Raw genomic sequence first — 17,610 nt, forward strand, 5'->3', positions numbered from 1 at the left:
CGTCATACGTTCGTAATATTAAGCGCTTTGCGCAGAATAAACGGACAGACAATCAAGAAAGCATATTCCGGGCTAAATATTGACCCGGTAAAAAACAACGACACCGGTGTAAACAGATAAAGCTGCACGCGAAAGTTCTGGTTATCACCAAACGCGTTAATCATCATTTTGAAAACTTTAAACAGATACCACAGTGTCAACAGTACGGCGAACCACGAAAAATAGATAATTAACAGATACAGGCCATTGTCTATGGTTTTACCGACATCCGCACCGTTAAAGATTCCGAATGATGCAACATATTCGTAAAGTGAGCCGAATCTTACTACACCATCGATATGGGTTAAGGAATAACCCACCATCACCAGCGGACCAATGATACGATAATAGGATGACGAGCCTTCGGTTCCCAAATCTCCCAGACGTTCTGAGATGTATGGGAAGGCAAATATCACGCCAACCATAAATACTGTCAGAGAGATAATCGCCAGCGGCAGTTTTTTCTTAATCGCATCTTTGTTCAGGTACTGGAATGCCCACTCCAGCAGGTAAAACAGGATAAATGTCATTACCCCTGAGAACGATCCTGACAGAACAATTCCTGCAAGAATCATAGCATCGGTCTTAGGGGTTTTGATACCAAACTGTTTGATGCTGAGCCAAATTGAGATTAGTGCCAAAGCAAAAAACGCCGGTTCAAAATAGAGGGCTGTCGTACGCTTTCCGCCAAACTTGATGAAGTTCAATACATAGCTGTTACTGTAAATGAGATATTTCGAAATTATCTCCATCAGGCTACTGCCACCGGTCAAAATAATTTGCGCCATTTCCAGTGCGGCAAGCATAACAATTAACGCAACGGCAATATAAAAGAACCTAAGGATTTTCCGATAATTGTGTGGCGAAATAACCTTGAAGCGAATACTCCAGACCATGCCAATAATAATGACGATATAAACAAACAGCATGGTGGAGGTGACGTATTTACTGGCATCCAGAGACTGACCAAAGATGTAGTTAAATAGCGTCAGACCCACGCCCAGCCCTAAGGCCATCATCAGCTTCTTGAGGTTGATTTTGTCGACATACAGCAGAAGCAGAACGGGCAAGAAGGTCACTATGGTTATCGGGAAGCTTTCGCCAAGCTGGGCAATTTTGACGTTGACCAGCAGGTAAATCAGCGGCAGCAGCAGATAACTACAGACTCTGATAGAACGAGACATATTCCTCCAGCATCTGTTGTCCACTGTAGGCCTTGCGGCTGCGGTTGCGGAACGATTCCAGGTCGGTGCCAAAAACGGCCTGCGCGATCTGCGCCTTCGGCAGTTGCACCAAAGGCAGCACCTCATGCTCCGCAAACGTGGTCCCGCCCGATTTTTCCAGCACTTCACGTGCCGCATCGCTGTGGGTGGCAATCACCGGCACACCGATGGAGAGCGCTTCGCACAGGATCAGCGGGTAGTTATCCACGCGCGAACTGAATACCAGCGCATCCATCCCATTGAGGGCGCTCATCAGTTTGCGCTTATCGGTTTCAAACCCGTGATTCACCACGTTAGCCCCTTCGAACGGCGAGAACTTGCCGAAGGTGTGCAGTTCAATCTTGTCACCCAGCGCCATCATGTCGCGCACCAGCTGCTGATTGGTTTTGCCGTCGTAACGCAGGTCATGCGCAACGATAGCGATTTTTGGTTTACCCGGGGTTTCTGCAACCGGGGTAAGTTCGGCCAGAATCGCTTCCGTCGCCACGTCGATACCGTTATTGATGATCTGACAGCGCCCTGCCCCATACAGACTGTTAAAGGCATCGGCCACGTGCTGGCTTGGGGAGATAAACGTACAGCCGAGCGAGAGCATGTCGCGGAACAGCTGGCGCTTTCCGGCCACCAGCTGATGGGCACGATCCACTTTCACCGGCGGATAGTTGCTCAGCGTCGGGCACTTCTGGCAGTTGCTTTTCCAGCCTTCACACCCGTCGGTAAAGGCGCAGCGACCGGTCACGCTCCAGTGATCGTGCAGCGTCCAGACGAAGCGGGTATCCGGTTTGTGGGCCTGCACCTTCTGGCAAAACGCCACCACCTCTTCCAGATTCAGCCAGTAGCTGTGAAGCACGTGGAAATGCAGCACAACCGGCCCCTGGGAGCGCGTCACGGTGCGATAAAGGGTATTAAGATTGCCAAACAGATCGCGATTAAACAGGCGGAACAAGGCAATGTTGGCCACGGAAGTCAGGCGCGGCGTGTGCTTATGTACCTGCGGGTAGTTATCGTGGCTGACGCTTTTCTTACCGCCTTTGCCATAACCGTAAATAAAACGAGACTGAAGTCCTTTTTGCAGCGCGCGCTGGTGAAGATCCAGCGCCACACCGGCCGCCCCGCCCTCTGCGAGACGGACGTTAAATTGCAGAATGTTCATTTGATCACCTTCACGCGGGCTTTCTCACCCACCACCAGCGCGTTATCCGGAATACTGTCCAGCACCACGCTGCCTGCGCCTATCGTGACGTTGTTACCAATCGTGATGTCGCCAATGATGACCACGTTCGCGCCCAGCTCGACGTTATTGCCAATCACCGGGCAGGCCAGGCTGTCGGGCCCACGGTTACCGATGGTGACCGCGTGGCGAATAGTGAAATCATCACCGGCTACAACGAATTTGTTGATCACCACGGCATAACCGTGATGAATGGTAAAACGGCGACCAATGGTGGCAGCGGCCTGAATTTCATAACCAAAAAAACATTCAGTAATGATGCGGTACAGCACCAGCACCGGTGCTGCCCAGAGATTGTTTAAAACATTTTTCTTGCGCCACACCGAGCAAAAATGCGCGATGCGGTACGCCAGAACCATGCAGCACGGGCGCAGGCTCCAGCTGTTAGCGCGGCAATCTTCCAGAAACATTATTTCCCCCGAAGTCCATCAGCCAGACGCTTGCCGTTACGCACGGACAACAACGTGAGCAGCGTGCGCCAGTTCATGCGCTTATTGCGGATCTGATAGAGGGTAAACAGCTGATACTTCCGGCTGGCACGGTCGAACTTGTCCTTGTGCTTGCGGTAAAAGTGGAAGTAACCAGAGAATTTCTTCGGCGACGAGGTGATTTGCATCTCCCCGTGATTGATATGCAGGATCTGCGTCGCCTCTTCCACCTTCCACGGCTCGCCATACTCCATCACCATGCGCAGGAAGATGTCGTAATCCTGCGCAGCCTTCAGCTCGGTATCGAACAGGCACTCCTTAAAGCGCCACGCCCAGGTAAAGACCTGATTACCGATGATGTTGCGTTTATAGAACAGGCGGCGTGAGTAAGGCGATTTCGGATACAACGGCAGGCTGGCAGGCTGCGAGTAAACTTCACCCTGACAGACATAGTCGTTGGCATACAAAAACGCATGCGTCACCAGCTGTGCTTTGTGCGACAGGAAGATCGACAGACGGTTCGGCGTCCATTCGTCATCGTCGTCGATGCCGGTCAGATACTGGCCTTTAGCCTGCATAATCGCCTGGTTACGCACCGCGCACGCACCGGAGTTAATCTCGTTGTGCGTGTAAACCACGCGCGGGTCGTTAAGGTCAGTCACAAACTTTTGCAGCTGTTCGTACGAGGAAGAACAGTCATCAACGATGATCAGTTCCCAGTTATCGTAATCCTGTCGCAGCACAGATTTTATTGCGCGGATCGCCAGCTGCTGACGATTCCATGTCGGCATATAAATAGAAACTAAAGGGCGTTGTGTAGTCATGGTCTTCCCCGAAAGCTAACGATTAGTGACTGTCAGACTTGTATTCGTACTCGTAGTAACCGTAATCCTGGTAACCGGTCGCACGACGGAAGATGGAGTTCAGGATCACCCCTTTCACTTCAATTCCGTTTTGCTCGAAGCGGCTCAGGCTGGTTTCCACTTCCTTCAGCGTGTTCACCGCGTAACGCGCCACCATCAGCGTGGTGCCGGCATGGCGGCCCACAATGGCGGCATCGGTCACCGCCAGAATCGGTGGGGTATCAATCAACACCAGGTCATAGTTTTTGCTCGCCCACTCCACCAGCTCGCTAAAACGTTCACTCATCAGCAGCTCTGATGGATTCGGCGGCACCTGACCACGCGGAATAAGGTCAAACTTCGGCACCGTCGTCGGTTTTGCACTCTGGCTAATCTCACCTTTGCCCAGCAGGATTTCCGACAGCCCGTTGACGTTATTGGTACCCAGCAGTTCGTGGGTATAGCCCTTACGCATATCACAGTCGATCAGCAGCACCCGTTTATTGGTCTGGCTCACCACCGCCGCCAGGTTGGCACAAACAAAGGTCTTACCAATTGACGGGCTGACACCGGTCAGCATCAGGACGTTGTTTTTGGCCTGCATCATGGCGAAGTGCAGACTGGTACGCAGACTACGAATCGCTTCGATGGCCAGATCGGTTGGGTTACCCACGGCCAGCAGCTGGCTTTGTTTGTAACGCTTAACGCCTTTGGTGGTTTTGACGCTGTCACGCGATTTTTGCCACTCCGACAGCGGGATGCTGGCGTAGACGTTGATACCGCTCTCTTCCAGTGCCTGCGGGCTTTCGATTCCACGGTTGAACAGCGAGCGAAGCAGCACGCCAACGATGGAGAGGATAAGACCCAGAATAATGCTGCCGAGAATGATGAGGGCTTTCTTCGGCTTCAACACCCCAGGCTGGGTGATGGCCGGGTCAACGATGCGCACATCACCAACGGTACTGGCTTCGGTGATTTTCAGCTCCTGCTGTTTATTCAGCAGCTGCATGTACACCTGCTGTCCGGATTCCACATCGCGGGTCAGACGTACGATTTCCTGCTGCGTTTTAGGCATCGCAGTGACGCGGTCGTTGAGTTTCGCCTTCTCTTCTTCCAGCGTGCGGCGTTTCTCAAGCAGCGTACGGTAGGCCGGGTGACGCTTGGTATAAAGCTTGGAAATCTCCGCTTCTTTGAAGGTCAGCTCGTTAAGCTGCGCATCAATGTTAACCATCGAGTCGAGAACGGATTTCGCTTCCAGCGGCAGGTCGACAGAGTCTTTATCCTGACGATAGGCGTTCAGCTTGTTCTCGGCATCATCCAGACGAGCGCGGACTTCCGGAAGCTGTTTAGCGAGGAATGCCAGGCTTTTCGCCGCTTCAGCCGATTTACGCTCAACGTTCTGCTCAAGATAGTTGCGGGTGATGCTGTTGAGGATGTCGCGGATCTGATCCTTATCTTCACCGGTAAAGGTCATGCTCAGGACACCGGTGTCCTTGCCGTTTTCGGTGACGGTCAGGTTGTTCTGCAGATTGTTAATCATTCCCAGCGTGGAGAATTTGGTCACGGTAAATTCACCGCCCTCCTGGGCGTGGATCGCGCTGACCATCATGCTGACACCCTCTTTCGTCAGCATCTGCCCCACTTCACCGCGCGCGCTAAAGCCCGCATCGCTGGTCAACTGGTACTGTTTCGGGCCTAACACCGTCAGGGTAAAGGTCTGATCCGCGCTTCCTTTTGGCAGCACAAAATCAGTCACTTTGACCGTGTCGTTGCTGCGTCCCATCAGACGGTCCCAGCCGGCACCAAAGATCGGGAAGGTATTTTTGGTGACGGAGATATCAAGGCCGAGGTCGTGAACGGTTTTACCCAGAACCAGGCGCGACTGGATCAGCTGAATTTCCGCATCGGAGGCCGGCGGTTTGTTCGCCAGTGCGGAGCCAATGTCCTGCACCAGCGAGTTACCGGTATTCTGCTCAATCTGCACCAGCGCATCGGCACTGTAGATTGGCGTCGCAAACAGCGTATAGACGACGGCCGCCGCGGCAAACACGGCGGTGATCCCAAGCACCCACCACTTTGCCTCTACGACGGTGCCGACCAGGCGACCAATATCGATTTCATCACTGCCCGAAGTCGGGGCGGCAGAAGGTTTTGTTTTTTCTGTCATTGTTATCCCTGCTGAGCTTTCAGTGCCTGCGCCCACTGACGGGCAGACTGGTCAAGTAAGGTGTATACCGCCTCGAAGGCCTCATGGCTTTTGCGATATGGATCGGGGATTTCGCGTTCATTGTCCCAGTGACCAAACAGCATCACCTTGCCGCGCATCTCCGGTGCGATATCACACAGCGCATGGATATGGCGTTTTTCCATCGTCAGGATCAGGTCATACTCCCGGCACATACGGCCGGTGACCTGACGGGCGATGTGCCCGTCGAGAGAAAGGTTATGATCGCGGGCCACGCTCGTTGCGCGCTCATCGGCACCTTTACCGACCAGCGCACCCAGCCCTGCGGATTCAACGGTCAGTTCGGGCTGGTAGAGTTTCAGCAGCCGTTCAGCCGTGGGGGAACGGCAAATGTTCCCCACGCATACCACCAGAATTTTGTTAAACATCGCGGATTACCAGGTATGAATGTCGCGCGCCGTATCCGTCATGTAGCGAACGCCACTGATGGTTGGCAGCAACTGGTTGATCAGACGGTTCCAGCGGGCAACCGGTGCGGTGGTGACATACACCACATCGTATGGCTGGAGACGGAACTCCGTTGCCATCACCAGAGACGTCGCATCGGACATATCCAGCTGGTAGATGTTGGCAATCTTGCCTTTCGCACTGCCCTCACCTTTCAGCGGACGGATCACGAAGATACCGGTGGCGTTGGAGGTGGTCAGATCAATACCCTCTGCATTACCCAGCGCTTCGGTCAGGGTCATGCCGCTGAAGTCCATTTTGAGGGTGCTCTGTTTCTTAACTTCGCCCATCACGAACACTTTCAGATCGTCATTGCGCGGTACGTAGAGAATGTCGCCCGGATAGAGCAGACGGTTCTGAGTCAGGTCACCGTTTTGCATCAGCGCCTGCAGCGAAATGCGCTGCTCTTTGCCGTTGTGCGTCAGAACCACGTTGCGCCAGTCGGCACCGTCGGTTAAACCGCCGGCGGCGTTAATGGCATCCAGAACGGTCAGCGGTACGTTGGTGATGGCCTGTTGGCCGGATTTATTCACCTGTCCGGAGATATAGGCTTTTTGCGAGCGGAATGCGGCGATATTAACGTCCACCTGCGGATCGGCGATGTACTGCGCTAAGCGGCCGGTAATATCACTGCGGATTTCGGCGAGCGTTTTCCCGGCAACGTGTACCTTGCCAATATAGGGATAGAACATGGTGCCGTCTGACTGTACCCAGTTACCGGTGTCGCTTGAGCTACGGTACTGGCCCGCTGGTGTGGTCAGTTCAGGGTGGTCCCAGACGGTGACGTTGATGACATCACCCGGCCCCACGCGGTACTGGTAGGAGGCAATCTCCTGATCCAGAGACATATTCGGCTGAGCAACATTCGGACGTGGGCGTAATTGTTCGACCAGACGTGGCGTGAGTGGATAAACATTCACCATTTTGTCGAGATCAAAATCGGCATCCTGCTGCTTGATCACGTCCTTACCCATTGTTGACATATTGCTGCCGGGAAAGACCGTACAACCACTCATCAAGGTCACAGACACCAATAATGGCATCAATTTCATTTTGGATTTCATCATTGATTATTTATCACTTTGGCAGAGTAATTATCCTGTGCAATTTAAAATAAGCCGGGTCGTATTGGGTTTCAGCATGCAGTTAATCAAATAGAAATATAACTGGCATCAGTCCTAAAAAAAGCTTATTCATCCATTGGCTATTGACAGAATAATCGAGGCTGATTCACACGCTTTCAGGCACGCTACCGCCCTTGGCTTTCAGTTACCAATCCACTGACTAAACAATGTGTTATGGATAGACACCCTCTTGAACAAGGTCTTCTGGAAATATATCAGCCGCAAAACGCCCGACGGATAATCAATAACCATTCCTGAAGACCGAAACAATAATAGCAACAAGGAGATTTAACATTTGATGCTGGAGGAATTGTTGCAGCTAACCTAATAGCAGGCAAGGAGACAACTGTCCTAATAACTGTTTTTAAGATTAATATTAAGAGCAAAGTTTTGACCTTTTAGGATTTTCTTTATATTGACAAAGTAGCAATAAAAACCATTAATTGCGATATATCCTAAAATGTACTGTGCGTAATAAAATATACGTAATTACCTTATTTACAGCGCCAGCGTATTGCTCTCTTTTTGTTCGGCCTTATTAAGAGAAATCTCAGCCCGGCATTGCAATTTCCCGCCGCTTTATCCATGATCGAAGTGTGACATTCGTCATATAACAGAAGGTATTGCTATTACTATGGAATGGATTGCCGATCCATCAATCTGGGCCGGACTGGTGACGCTGGTCGTCATCGAATTGGTGCTCGGTATTGATAATCTGGTCTTTATCGCCATCCTCGCCGAAAAACTGCCCCCTTCTCAGCGTGACCGCGCTCGCGTAACGGGCCTGCTTTTGGCGATGGTGATGCGGTTGCTGCTGCTGGCCTCTATCTCCTGGCTGGTCACGCTGACACAGCCTCTGTTCTCCGTTCACGGCCTGAGCTTCAGCGCCCGTGACCTGATCATGCTCTTCGGTGGCTTGTTCCTGCTGTTTAAAGCGACGGTTGAACTTAATGAGCGGCTCGAAGGCAAAGACAGTGAAAACCCGACCCAGCGACGCGGGGCAAAATTCTGGCCTGTGGTGGCGCAAATCGTGGTGCTGGACGCCGTCTTCTCACTGGACTCGGTGATCACCGCCGTCGGGATGGTTGACCACCTGGCCGTGATGATGGCCGCAGTGATCATTGCCATTACGCTGATGGTGATGGCAAGTAAAGCCCTGACCCGGTTCGTTAACAGCCACCCGACCATTGTTATTCTCTGCCTGAGTTTCCTGCTGATGATTGGCTTTAGCCTGGTGGCAGACGGGTTTGGATTCCACATTCCGAAAGGCTATCTGTATGCCGCCATTGGTTTCTCAGTAATGATTGAAGCGCTGAACCAGCTGGCGATATTCAACCGTCGCCGCTTCCTCTCAGCAAATCAGACGTTACGTCAACGCACGGCCGACACGGTCATGCGCCTGCTGAGCGGGAAAAAAGAGGATGCAGAACTGGATGCGGAATCCGCCGCGATGCTTGCCGATCACAGTGACGGGCTGATCTTTAATCCGCAGGAACGACTGATGATTGAGCGGGTGCTCAATCTGAATCAGCGGACGGTCAGCAGCATCATGACATCACGGCATGACATCGAGCATATCGACCTGACGGCACCGGAGGAGCACATTCGCGCCCTGCTGGATAAAAACCAGCACACCCGCGTGGTTGTCACCGGTGGTGAAGAGGAAGAGGAGTTGCTGGGCGTGGTGCACGTCATCGACCTGCTGCAACAGCAGCTGCACGGTGAAGCACTCAATCTGCGCGCTCTGGTGCGCCAGCCGCTGGTCTTCCCTGAAGGACTGCAGCTGCTTTCTGCCCTTGAGCAGTTCCGTAACGCGCGCACTCACTTTGCCTTTGTGGTGGATGAATTCGGTTCCGTTGAAGGACTGGTCACGCTCAGCGACGTCATGGAAACCATCGCCGGTAATTTGCCCAACGAGGTGGATGAGATTGATGCGCGCCACGACATCCAGAAAAATGCCGACGGGTCGTGGACGGCGAACGGCCATATGCCGCTGGAAGACCTGGTGCAATATGTGCCGCTGCCGCTGGATGAAAAACGCGAATACCACACTATTGCCGGTCTGCTGATGGAATATTTGCAGCGTATCCCGCAACCGGGAGAAGAGGTTCAGGTGGGCGACTATCTGCTTAAAACGTTGCAGGTTGAGAGCCACCGTGTACAGAAGGTGCAGCTCATTCCACTGCGGGATGAAGAAGAACTGGACTATGAGGTTTAGTGAGTTGTTTTGCCCGGTAGCATGTGCGCTACCGGGCGCTCGGGCATCAAAGCTTATCTAACAGCTTCTTCACATCCTTCCCTGACTGTGAATCTTTATTCCGATCCGCCCAGTCGTTCAGACGACGTTTCGCTTCGTCCTGCAGATGTTTGCGCAGGATCTGATCCACCTGAAGGCTGTAATTCAGCGCCTGCCATTTGCCATAGACAGTGAGTGGAACCGGCGTCTCTTTAAGGAAGTCGATCAGTTTACTTTCACCCTGCCAGCCGGAAAGTACCCGCACGTTAAATCGGGTATCCGCCGTCTCTTTCACCAGATCCAGCTTACCTTCACCGGTTAACGACAGGAGTGAAGAGATTCCCTGCATTCCGTCGAGGGTGAGCTGCCCGTTATCCAGCGTCAGGTCAGTGGTAAAGCTGTCGAGGCGCGTTGCGCTGTCGTAGTTTTCCTGGGCTTTGACATCACTGCTGCGCTCCACCGCCTGCTGCACCAGCTGCTGGAAGTTAAGCCCTTCCATACGGGAATCTTTCAGATCAAGATGGGCCTGCCCCTGCCATTCGCGGCGGAAAGCCTCAGCATCAATCTTCGTCCCCGAGAAGTCACCCGCCAGCGTCAATTGGCCCGTTAAGGAGATCGGGTAATTAAAGGCTTTAAGGATGGTACCAATCTCAACGTTGTCGAGACGCGGCTGGAATTCGGCGCTGGCCGTCTCTTTACGCACGTCCAGCGTGCCCGGCAGAGAAAGATGTCCGGCGCCCATTTTGCCGCTCAGTTCGGAGATCACCAGCAAACCGTTATGGTTAAACATCTGGCTGCTCACGTCGGTAAAATCGATACCGCGCCAGCGCAGGCTGTTAGCTTTCAGTAAGATATCGGCCGTGAATCCGCGCAGACCGTTATAGTCTGGCTGATCAAGACTCGAGGAGATGACCGGACGCGGCTTGGACGGCTGGCTTTGCCCATTCTGAGCAGCGTTACCGTCGGTTGCACCTGCTGGCTGAGGCGGAAGTAAGTTCTCCAGATTGAGCTTATCAAACTGCAGATTCATTACCCACTTCGGCTTCTCCTCAAGCGTGACGCTCGCCTGCCCTGTCAGACTGCTGTCGTTCGCCTGCAGATTGAGGTTATCCAGCTCAAGCTGTTTTTGCTCTTCGCGCCACACGGCCTGCAGCGTTCCCTGACCGGTGATCCCCTGGGCAGGAAGATCGGCTCCCATCAGTTGCCAGTTCAGTTGCTGAATATCCGCCGTGAGCTGATGGGGGTAATCCGAGGCATTCACGTTGGCGTTCAGCGACAGATTCAGATCGCGCTGATCGCGGTTCAGCCTTCCGCTAAACTCCAGCGAGGCAATATGATGGGCGTCCTGCTCCATCTTCAGGTTGATGTTACGGACGGTTACCTGCTCGTCGGACTCATGCTGGAAAACCAGCACGCTGTCGGCGACTTTCAGTTTGGCTATATCAAATGACCAGCCCGTATCCGTCGGCTCGTCGGGCAGCGTATTTTCCCGCGGGGCGACCGGTGCATCCGAGTCACGCACGGCTTCAGTTTGCGGCGTCAGCTGAATCACCGCCCCTTTCAGCATCACCTGGTCGACCTGCAACTGGTGTGAAAAGAGCGGGATCAACGCCACATCAAGACGCATGTTATCGGCAGAGACCAGCGGCTGGGAGGCACCCGGCGCGGTTAACGACATGCGGCCTGAGAGAATGCTGAGTTGCGGCCAGACGTGCCAGCGCAGCGGCCCATCAAGCTTCAGTTGATAACCACTACGCGCTTCGACCTGCCGCACCATGTAAGCACGGAAATCATTAGGGTTAACAAGCAGGACTAACGCCGAAAGGCCAGCAACCAGAACCACCAGCAAAATCATCAGCGTTGTCAGAACTCTTCTCATAGCATCCTCAGTGGACTAACGATCAGTCTTTATCAATACGGCTCGCGACCGCACCCTGCTGGTCGCGATATTTAGCGTCCTGACGGCGGTTATAAGGACGATCTGCCGGACCGGTTAGCGGTTCAAAACTCAGCGCACCGATCATCATCCCGGGACGCAGTGCCAGAGGCAGTTTACCGGCATTGAAGAACTCGAGCACGATACGGCCCGACCAGCCTGGATCAATACGGTGCGCGGTCACGTGAACCATCAGCCCCAGTCGCGCCAGAGAAGAACGGCCATCGAGCCAGCCGACCAGGTCCGCAGGCAGCGTCACGGACTCATAGGTCACCGCCAGCGCCAGTTCACCCGGATGCAGATAAAAGGCTTCGCCCTCGTCAATAACGATTTCATCACTCATCACGCGATCAAGCGCGGCGCTGACTTCATCCTTCGGCCCGCTAAGGTCGATGAACGGTGCGGTATGGCCGCTAAAGGTGCGGAATTTATTTCCCAGGCGCACATCAACAGTCACACCATTGATACGCTCCACGGGTGGACGTGGTGTAATAGACAGACGGCCTTCATCCAGCCAGGCTTCAATATCGCGATCACAAAGACGCATCGCACTTTCTCCTTTCATGCATCGTACCCTGAAGCCATAAAGACTCAGGGCAAAACCAGGTTATCCCTGAACGGTACACAATTCGCGCGGCTTATTCAAAAAACTGGCTGATTTTCGCTTTTAAGATATCAATGGCTATGCGGTTTTTACCGCCACGAGGCACGATGATATCGGCGTATTGCTTGGATGGTTCAATGAATTGCAGGAACATCGGGCGGACAGTTTTCTGGTATTGCGCCATCACGGAGTCCATCGAACGTCCACGCTCATTGACGTCACGCTTAATGCGGCGCATCAGGCAGATATCCAGCGGCGTATCGACGAAAATCGAGAAGTTCATTGATTCACGCAGACGGGAGTCGGTCAGAAGCAAAATACCTTCAAGAATAATGACCTTCTTCGGTTCGATACGGATCGTTTCCTGCGTACGGGTATGTTCTACATAACTATAGACGGGAAGTTCTATTGCCTGGCCGCTTTTAAGTGCTTCTAAATGCTGGAACAGTAAGCTGTGATCCATCGCATTAGGATGGTCATAGTTAGTTTTTACGCGTTCTTCCATCGACAGATGGGATTGATCTTTGTAATAGCTGTCTTCGGGAATGACGCCGATATGCTCATCACCAACTTGTTCACGCAGTTCGCGGTAAAGCGTACTGGCAATAAGACTTTTACCTGAAGCCGATGCGCCGGCGATGCCTATAATGACGCACTGATGAGACTTATCAGTCATAAATTTAGCGACCTGATTAACCTGGATGTTAAGGAAGGACGACGCCGGAGCGTCAAACGCGGCAATTATAGGGATTTCGCGGGCATGATACCAGTCGAAAGCGCAGGTTCTGCGAGACAGGGTGAAAAGCGACGAAATGATCCCTTTGTGAAATTTAAACGCACGTTTTTTCAGCGTTTGTCGGGGATTTTTTACTGAGTAACTATTTAATAAGTCTATGATGTCAAATTATGAGCAGTCGCCATATGAATTGTAAATTGTTTGTACTAGCATAAACCAAATTATCAAATTCACTCGTCCGGATTTCTCTCCTGACGGCATGGCGTCTCTGGATAAAGCGGTAATGAATAAACAATACCAGCGGGTTTTGGTTACCACCCCACATCCTTTATTGCGACTTGTCTGTCTGGGCCTGGTCACCTTTATCTTTACCTTATTTTCGCTGGAGCTGACCCGCTTCGGCACCCTGCTCGCCCCGCTCTGGTTCCCTACCGCCATCATGATGGTGGCCTTTTACCGTCATGCAGGAAAGATGTGGCCGGGTATCGCTCTGGCCTGCTCGTTTGGCAATATCCTGGCCGCGTGGATGCTTTTCTCCTGGTCGTCGATCAACCCGACCTATACCGCTATCAACGTGGTTGAAGCCGTGATTGGCGCGGTGTTACTGCGTAAACTGCTCCCGTGGTATAACCCCCTGCAGAATCTGAATGACTGGATCCGTCTGTCCATCGGTAGTGCGCTGGTGCCACCGCTGGTTGGCGGGGTGCTGGTGTATCTTCTGGTGCCGGGTCCGGAGCCGCTGCGTAATTTCCTCGTCTGGGTGTTATCAGAAGCCATTGGTGCGCTGGCGCTGGTGCCGTTAGGGTTACTGTTTAAACCACATTATCTGCTGCGTCACCGCAACCCAAAATTGCTGCTGGAAACGCTGGCCACCATGGCCGTGACGCTGGCTCTCAGTTGGATGGCGATTACCTGGCTGCCGTGGCCCTTCACCTGCGTTATCGTTCTGCTTATGTGGAGCGCCGTGCGCCTGCCACGAATGGAGGCGTTTCTGGTGTTTCTGGTCACCGTGATGATGGTCTCGCTGATCATGACGCGTAACCCTGCATCCATGACGCCGCAAAACCTGCTGGTGACGCTAAACGCGCCCTGGCTGCCCTTTTTGATGATGCTGTTGCCGGCCAATATTATGACCATGGTGATGTATGCCTTTCGCGCCGAACGCAAACATATCACCGAAAGTGAAGCGCGTTTTCGTAACGCAATGGAGTATTCCGCCATCGGCATGGCGCTGGTCAGCATTGAGGGGCAGTGGCTTCAGGCCAATAAAGCCCTGTGTAACTTCCTGGGATACAGCCAGACGGAGCTTCAGGCCCTCACCTTCCAGCAGTTAACCTGGCCGGAAGATTTGAATACCGATCTCGAACAGCTGGAGCAGCTGGTCAACGGCGACATCAACACCTACACCCTTGAGAAGCGTTACTACACCCGCAATGGTGAAGTGGTCTGGGCCCTGCTTGCCGTCTCCGTGGTGCGCCACACCGACGGTTCACCGCTCTATTTTATCGCCCAGATTGAAGATATTAACGACCTGAAGCAGACCGAGTGGGTCAATAAACGCCTGATGGAGCGCATCACCCTCGCCAACGAAGCGGGCGGTATCGGCATCTGGGAGTGGGATCTGGAGCCAGACATTATCAGCTGGGATAAGCGGATGTTTGAGCTGTATGAGATCCCGCCCCACATCAAGCCCACCTGGCAGCTCTGGCACGAAACGATGCTCCCGGAAGACCGCGCTCACGCTGAAAAGGTGCTCCGGGATTCCCTCATTTCACGTTTGCCGTTTAAGCTTGAGTTCCGCATTCGTGTTAAAGAAGGCGTGCGCCATATACGCTCTCTGGCGAACCGGGTACTGAACAAACAGGGTGAAGTCGAACGCCTGCTCGGCATCAACATGGACATGACCGAGGTGAAGCAGCTCAACGAAGCGCTGTTCCAGGAAAAAGAGCGTTTGCACATTACCCTCGATTCCATCGGCGAAGCGGTGTTGTGTACCGATATCGACATGAATGTCACCTTTATGAACCCGGTTGCCGAGAAAATGAGCGGCTGGCTGCAGACCGAGGCTATCGGGCAGCCTGTCCTGAAGGTGTTGCACATCACCTTTGGTGAAAAGGGACCGCTGATGGAGAATATTCACAGCGGCGATATGTCCCGTTCCGATATAGACCAGGACGTGGTGCTGAACTGCCGTACCGGCGGCAACTACGATATCCATTACAGCATCACCCCGCTCAGTACGCTGGACGGGCAAAACATTGGCTCCGTGATCGTGATTCAGGACGTGACGGAATCGCGCAAAATGCTGCGTCAGCTCAGTTACAGTGCCTCGCACGATGCCCTCACCCACCTCGCAAACCGGGTCAGTTTCGAAAATCATCTCAAACGTCTCTTACAGACCGTACAGGAGACACGCCAGCGTCATGCGCTGGTGTTTATCGATCTCGATCGTTTTAAAGCCGTCAACGACACCGCAGGCCATGCGGCGGGTGATGCTCTGCTGCGGGAGCTTTCGTCATTAATGTTGACCATGCTCCGCTCCAGCGACGTGCTGGCTCGTCTCGGCGGGGACGAATTCGGGTTGTTGCTCCCGGACTGCAATATCGAAAGCGCGCGTTATATTACCGGCCGCCTGATTAACACCATCAATGACTATCACTTTATGTGGGAAGGACGTCTGCACCGGATCGGCGCCAGCGCGGGTATCACTCTGATTGATGAAAATAACCATCAGGCTTCAGAAATCATGTCGCAGGCGGATATCGCCTGTTACGCCTCGAAAAACAGCGGACGCGGTGTCGTCACGGTTTACGAACCCCAGCAGGAACGGGACCACGGCATGCGCAGCATGATGTCGCTTGATGAGCAGTGGCACATGATTAAAGACAATCACCTGATGATGATTGCCCGCAGCGTCGCGTCTCCACGGATACCGGAAAGCTGCAACTTCTGGCTGATTTCATTACGCCTGTGGACCAGCCAGGGCGAAGTGCAGGAAGAGCATGCGTTCCGCTCCGGACTTGCGGAGCCTGAACTGTTGCACGCCCTTGACAGACGTATCTTCAACGAGTTTTTCCGCACCTCCGCCGCACAGGTCGCCCACAAAGGCATGGGGGTCGGGTTTCCGCTGTCTGAAGCGGGTTTAGCAAGCGTCACGCTGGTTGATGAACTTGTCGACCTGCTGGAGAAGAGCCCCATGCCGGGCCGTCTGCTGCATCTGGTTATCGCTGCCGACGTGGTATGTAACCCGGATGAGAACCTGCAGCAGGGCCTGCAAAAGCTTCGCCATGCTGGCTGCCGTGTCGTGCTCAGCCAGGTGGGACGCGATATGAACGTCTTTAGCCACCTCAGCGCCAATATGGCCGATTATCTGATGCTTGATACGGAAATGGTGACGAATGTTTATGGCAACCTGATGGATGAGATGATGGTGACGATCGTTCAGGGGCACGCCCAGCGCCTGGGCATGAAAACCATCGCCGGTCCGTGTAACCAGCCCATCATGATGGACACGCTCTCCGGCATCGGCATTGATTTTATTTACGGCGACACCATCGCCGAGCCGCAGCCGTTGGATCTACTGCTTAATACCAGCTATTTCGCCATCAACTGATGGCGCCCAGCCATCGGTATACCAGATGTGCAGCAACGCATACGAGCGCCAGGGCTGCCAGCGCTGGGCGTAGCGCCGAATTTGCGCAGGCGTCATCCCGGCAAAACGTTGCTTAATCAGATAATCATCCGGCAGAAAAACGTCCTTCGCCTGCCAGCCGCGCAGGGCCAGGTAGTTTGCCGTCCAGCGTCCTATCCCGGGCCGCTGCTGTAAGGCCTTCATTCCCGCCTCAATATCCGCAGGAGGGGAAAGCGGAAACGTCCCGTCCACCACAGACTGAGCCAGATGAACGATCGACTCCGCCCGCTTTACCGGCATTCCAAGCGCTTTCAACGCCAGCGGGTCCGCTGCGGCCAGCGCGTGCGGGGTCGGGAAGCAGAGATAACCCGGGGCGTCTTCAACCGGCTCCCCGCACAGGGCGACAACGCGGGAAGCCAATTTTGCCGCCATCGCCACGCTAACCAGTTGCCCGAGTATCGCCCGCACACCCTGCTCCCAGGCATCCATCGCCCCCGGCAACCGTAAGCCTGGCCGTGCGGCCCCCAGATCCCCCAGTGTCGAGCGGATCGCCTGAGGATCGCAGTCAAGATCGAAAAGTCGCCCGATACGCTCAAGACAGCTCTGCGCAACCGGAATCAAGCCCGGGCTGAGCGTCACGGTAAGCGTAGGGGTTTGGCTGTCCGGCGTAACGCGAAATATCCCCTGATGCCCCTCACAGGCGAAACTGCGCTCGTAATAGTGGTCCGTGACGGTCTCTACGCCCGCTACCGCACGTGCGCCAAGGAAACCAAACATCCATTGCCAGTCGTAAGGGGGTTGCCAGGTCAGGGTATACATCATCGCTCCTTTTTTGTTCCCCTCAGCATAAACCGAAAGGCCTTGTTTCGCCTTGCTTTCATATTCCTG

At 53.7% G+C, this 17,610-nt stretch carries 13 protein-coding genes; 2 read left to right on the forward strand and 11 right to left on the reverse strand.

What is annotated here, in order from left to right; all coding sequences use genetic code 11:
- Positions 1–2: 2 nt before the first annotated feature.
- Genes wcaD through AM379_RS23880 form a run of 7 tightly spaced genes read right to left on the reverse strand, consistent with a single transcriptional unit; the run spans position 3 to position 7,522 of the window.
- Positions 3–1,223, reverse strand: a complete 1,221-nt coding sequence (gene wcaD / locus AM379_RS23850; RefSeq protein ID WP_020883262.1) for a colanic acid polymerase WcaD — start codon at positions 1,221–1,223, stop codon at positions 3–5.
- On the reverse strand, positions 1,198–2,415 hold the full coding sequence (gene wcaC / locus AM379_RS23855; protein WP_014170823.1) for a colanic acid biosynthesis glycosyltransferase WcaC: 1,218 nt from the start codon (positions 2,413–2,415) through the stop codon (positions 1,198–1,200). Before wcaC ends, wcaD begins: the two co-directional genes overlap by 26 nt.
- On the reverse strand, positions 2,412–2,903 hold the full coding sequence (gene wcaB, locus AM379_RS23860) for a colanic acid biosynthesis acetyltransferase WcaB (protein WP_014170825.1): 492 nt from the start codon (positions 2,901–2,903) through the stop codon (positions 2,412–2,414). The genes wcaC and wcaB overlap by 4 nt, the downstream gene beginning before the upstream one ends.
- Positions 2,903–3,745 (reverse strand): colanic acid biosynthesis glycosyltransferase WcaA, encoded by an 843-nt coding sequence (gene wcaA, locus AM379_RS23865; RefSeq protein WP_014170826.1) that lies wholly within the window; start codon positions 3,743–3,745, stop codon positions 2,903–2,905. Before wcaA ends, wcaB begins: the two co-directional genes overlap by 1 nt.
- 22 nt (positions 3,746–3,767) lie before the next feature.
- The gene (gene wzc, locus AM379_RS23870; RefSeq protein ID WP_032680628.1) at positions 3,768–5,930 is read right to left on the reverse strand and encodes a tyrosine-protein kinase Wzc; all 2,163 of its coding nucleotides are present in this window, start codon (positions 5,928–5,930) and stop codon (positions 3,768–3,770) included.
- 2 nt (positions 5,931–5,932) lie between these two features.
- Positions 5,933–6,376, reverse strand: coding sequence for a low molecular weight protein-tyrosine-phosphatase Wzb (gene wzb, locus AM379_RS23875; RefSeq protein WP_014170828.1), 444 nt, complete (start codon positions 6,374–6,376; stop codon positions 5,933–5,935).
- A gap of 6 nt (positions 6,377–6,382) precedes the next feature.
- Complete coding sequence (locus AM379_RS23880; RefSeq protein WP_014170829.1) at positions 6,383–7,522, reverse strand: polysaccharide export protein; 1,140 nt, start codon at positions 7,520–7,522, stop codon at positions 6,383–6,385.
- Between the two features lie 691 nt (positions 7,523–8,213).
- On the opposite strand from AM379_RS23880, the gene AM379_RS23885 reads away from it, so the two are divergent.
- Positions 8,214–9,797 carry a TerC family protein gene (locus tag AM379_RS23885; protein ID WP_020883259.1) on the forward strand — a complete coding sequence of 528 codons (1,584 nt, stop codon included), beginning with the start codon at positions 8,214–8,216 and terminating at the stop codon, positions 9,795–9,797.
- A gap of 46 nt (positions 9,798–9,843) precedes the next feature.
- Here the strand turns inward: AM379_RS23885 and asmA are convergent, their stop codons facing one another.
- From asmA to udk, 3 genes are all read right to left on the reverse strand, one after another.
- A complete protein-coding gene (gene asmA / locus AM379_RS23890) occupies positions 9,844–11,694 on the reverse strand; it encodes an outer membrane assembly protein AsmA (RefSeq protein WP_025203682.1) in 1,851 nt (616 codons plus the stop codon).
- Positions 11,695–11,716: 22 nt separating this feature from the next.
- Positions 11,717–12,298, reverse strand: a complete 582-nt coding sequence (gene dcd, locus AM379_RS23895) for a dCTP deaminase (RefSeq protein WP_020883257.1) — start codon at positions 12,296–12,298, stop codon at positions 11,717–11,719.
- 91 nt (positions 12,299–12,389) lie between these two features.
- Complete coding sequence (gene udk / locus AM379_RS23900; protein WP_020883256.1) at positions 12,390–13,031, reverse strand: uridine kinase; 642 nt, start codon at positions 13,029–13,031, stop codon at positions 12,390–12,392.
- Positions 13,032–13,374: 343 nt separating this feature from the next.
- On the opposite strand from udk, the gene AM379_RS23905 reads away from it, so the two are divergent.
- Positions 13,375–16,704: a diguanylate cyclase gene (locus AM379_RS23905; protein WP_025203681.1), complete on the forward strand. Its 3,330-nt coding sequence runs from the start codon at positions 13,375–13,377 to the stop codon at positions 16,702–16,704.
- Here AM379_RS23905 and alkA read toward each other — a convergent pair.
- A complete protein-coding gene (gene alkA / locus AM379_RS23910) occupies positions 16,669–17,541 on the reverse strand; it encodes a DNA-3-methyladenine glycosylase 2 (protein ID WP_032681967.1) in 873 nt (290 codons plus the stop codon). The two genes, AM379_RS23905 and alkA, sit on opposite strands and share 36 nt — an antisense overlap.
- Between the last annotated feature and the right edge of the window lie 69 nt (positions 17,542–17,610).

It is taken from the genome of Enterobacter cloacae complex sp. FDA-CDC-AR_0132 (assembly GCF_003010695.1).
In the GTDB taxonomy this organism is placed as follows: Bacteria; Pseudomonadota; Gammaproteobacteria; order Enterobacterales; family Enterobacteriaceae; genus Enterobacter; species Enterobacter ludwigii.

Excerpts from the sequence above, each read along its gene's own strand:
- wcaD (WP_020883262.1), bottom strand. The coding sequence starts at position 1,223 with ATGTCTCGTTCTATCAGAGTCTGTAGTTATCTGCTGCTGCCGCTGATT.
- wcaC (WP_014170823.1), bottom strand. The coding sequence starts at position 2,415 with ATGAACATTCTGCAATTTAACGTCCGTCTCGCAGAGGGCGGGGCGGCC.
- wcaB (WP_014170825.1), bottom strand. The coding sequence starts at position 2,903 with ATGTTTCTGGAAGATTGCCGCGCTAACAGCTGGAGCCTGCGCCCGTGC.
- wcaA (WP_014170826.1), bottom strand. The coding sequence starts at position 3,745 with ATGACTACACAACGCCCTTTAGTTTCTATTTATATGCCGACATGGAAT.
- wzc (WP_032680628.1), bottom strand. The coding sequence starts at position 5,930 with ATGACAGAAAAAACAAAACCTTCTGCCGCCCCGACTTCGGGCAGTGAT.
- wzb (WP_014170828.1), bottom strand. The coding sequence starts at position 6,376 with ATGTTTAACAAAATTCTGGTGGTATGCGTGGGGAACATTTGCCGTTCC.
- AM379_RS23880 (WP_014170829.1), bottom strand. The coding sequence starts at position 7,522 with ATGATGAAATCCAAAATGAAATTGATGCCATTATTGGTGTCTGTGACC.
- AM379_RS23885 (WP_020883259.1), top strand. The coding sequence starts at position 8,214 with ATGGAATGGATTGCCGATCCATCAATCTGGGCCGGACTGGTGACGCTG.
- asmA (WP_025203682.1), bottom strand. The coding sequence starts at position 11,694 with ATGAGAAGAGTTCTGACAACGCTGATGATTTTGCTGGTGGTTCTGGTT.
- dcd (WP_020883257.1), bottom strand. The coding sequence starts at position 12,298 with ATGCGTCTTTGTGATCGCGATATTGAAGCCTGGCTGGATGAAGGCCGT.
- udk (WP_020883256.1), bottom strand. The coding sequence starts at position 13,031 with ATGACTGATAAGTCTCATCAGTGCGTCATTATAGGCATCGCCGGCGCA.
- AM379_RS23905 (WP_025203681.1), top strand. The coding sequence starts at position 13,375 with ATGAATAAACAATACCAGCGGGTTTTGGTTACCACCCCACATCCTTTA.
- alkA (WP_032681967.1), bottom strand. The coding sequence starts at position 17,541 with ATGTATACCCTGACCTGGCAACCCCCTTACGACTGGCAATGGATGTTT.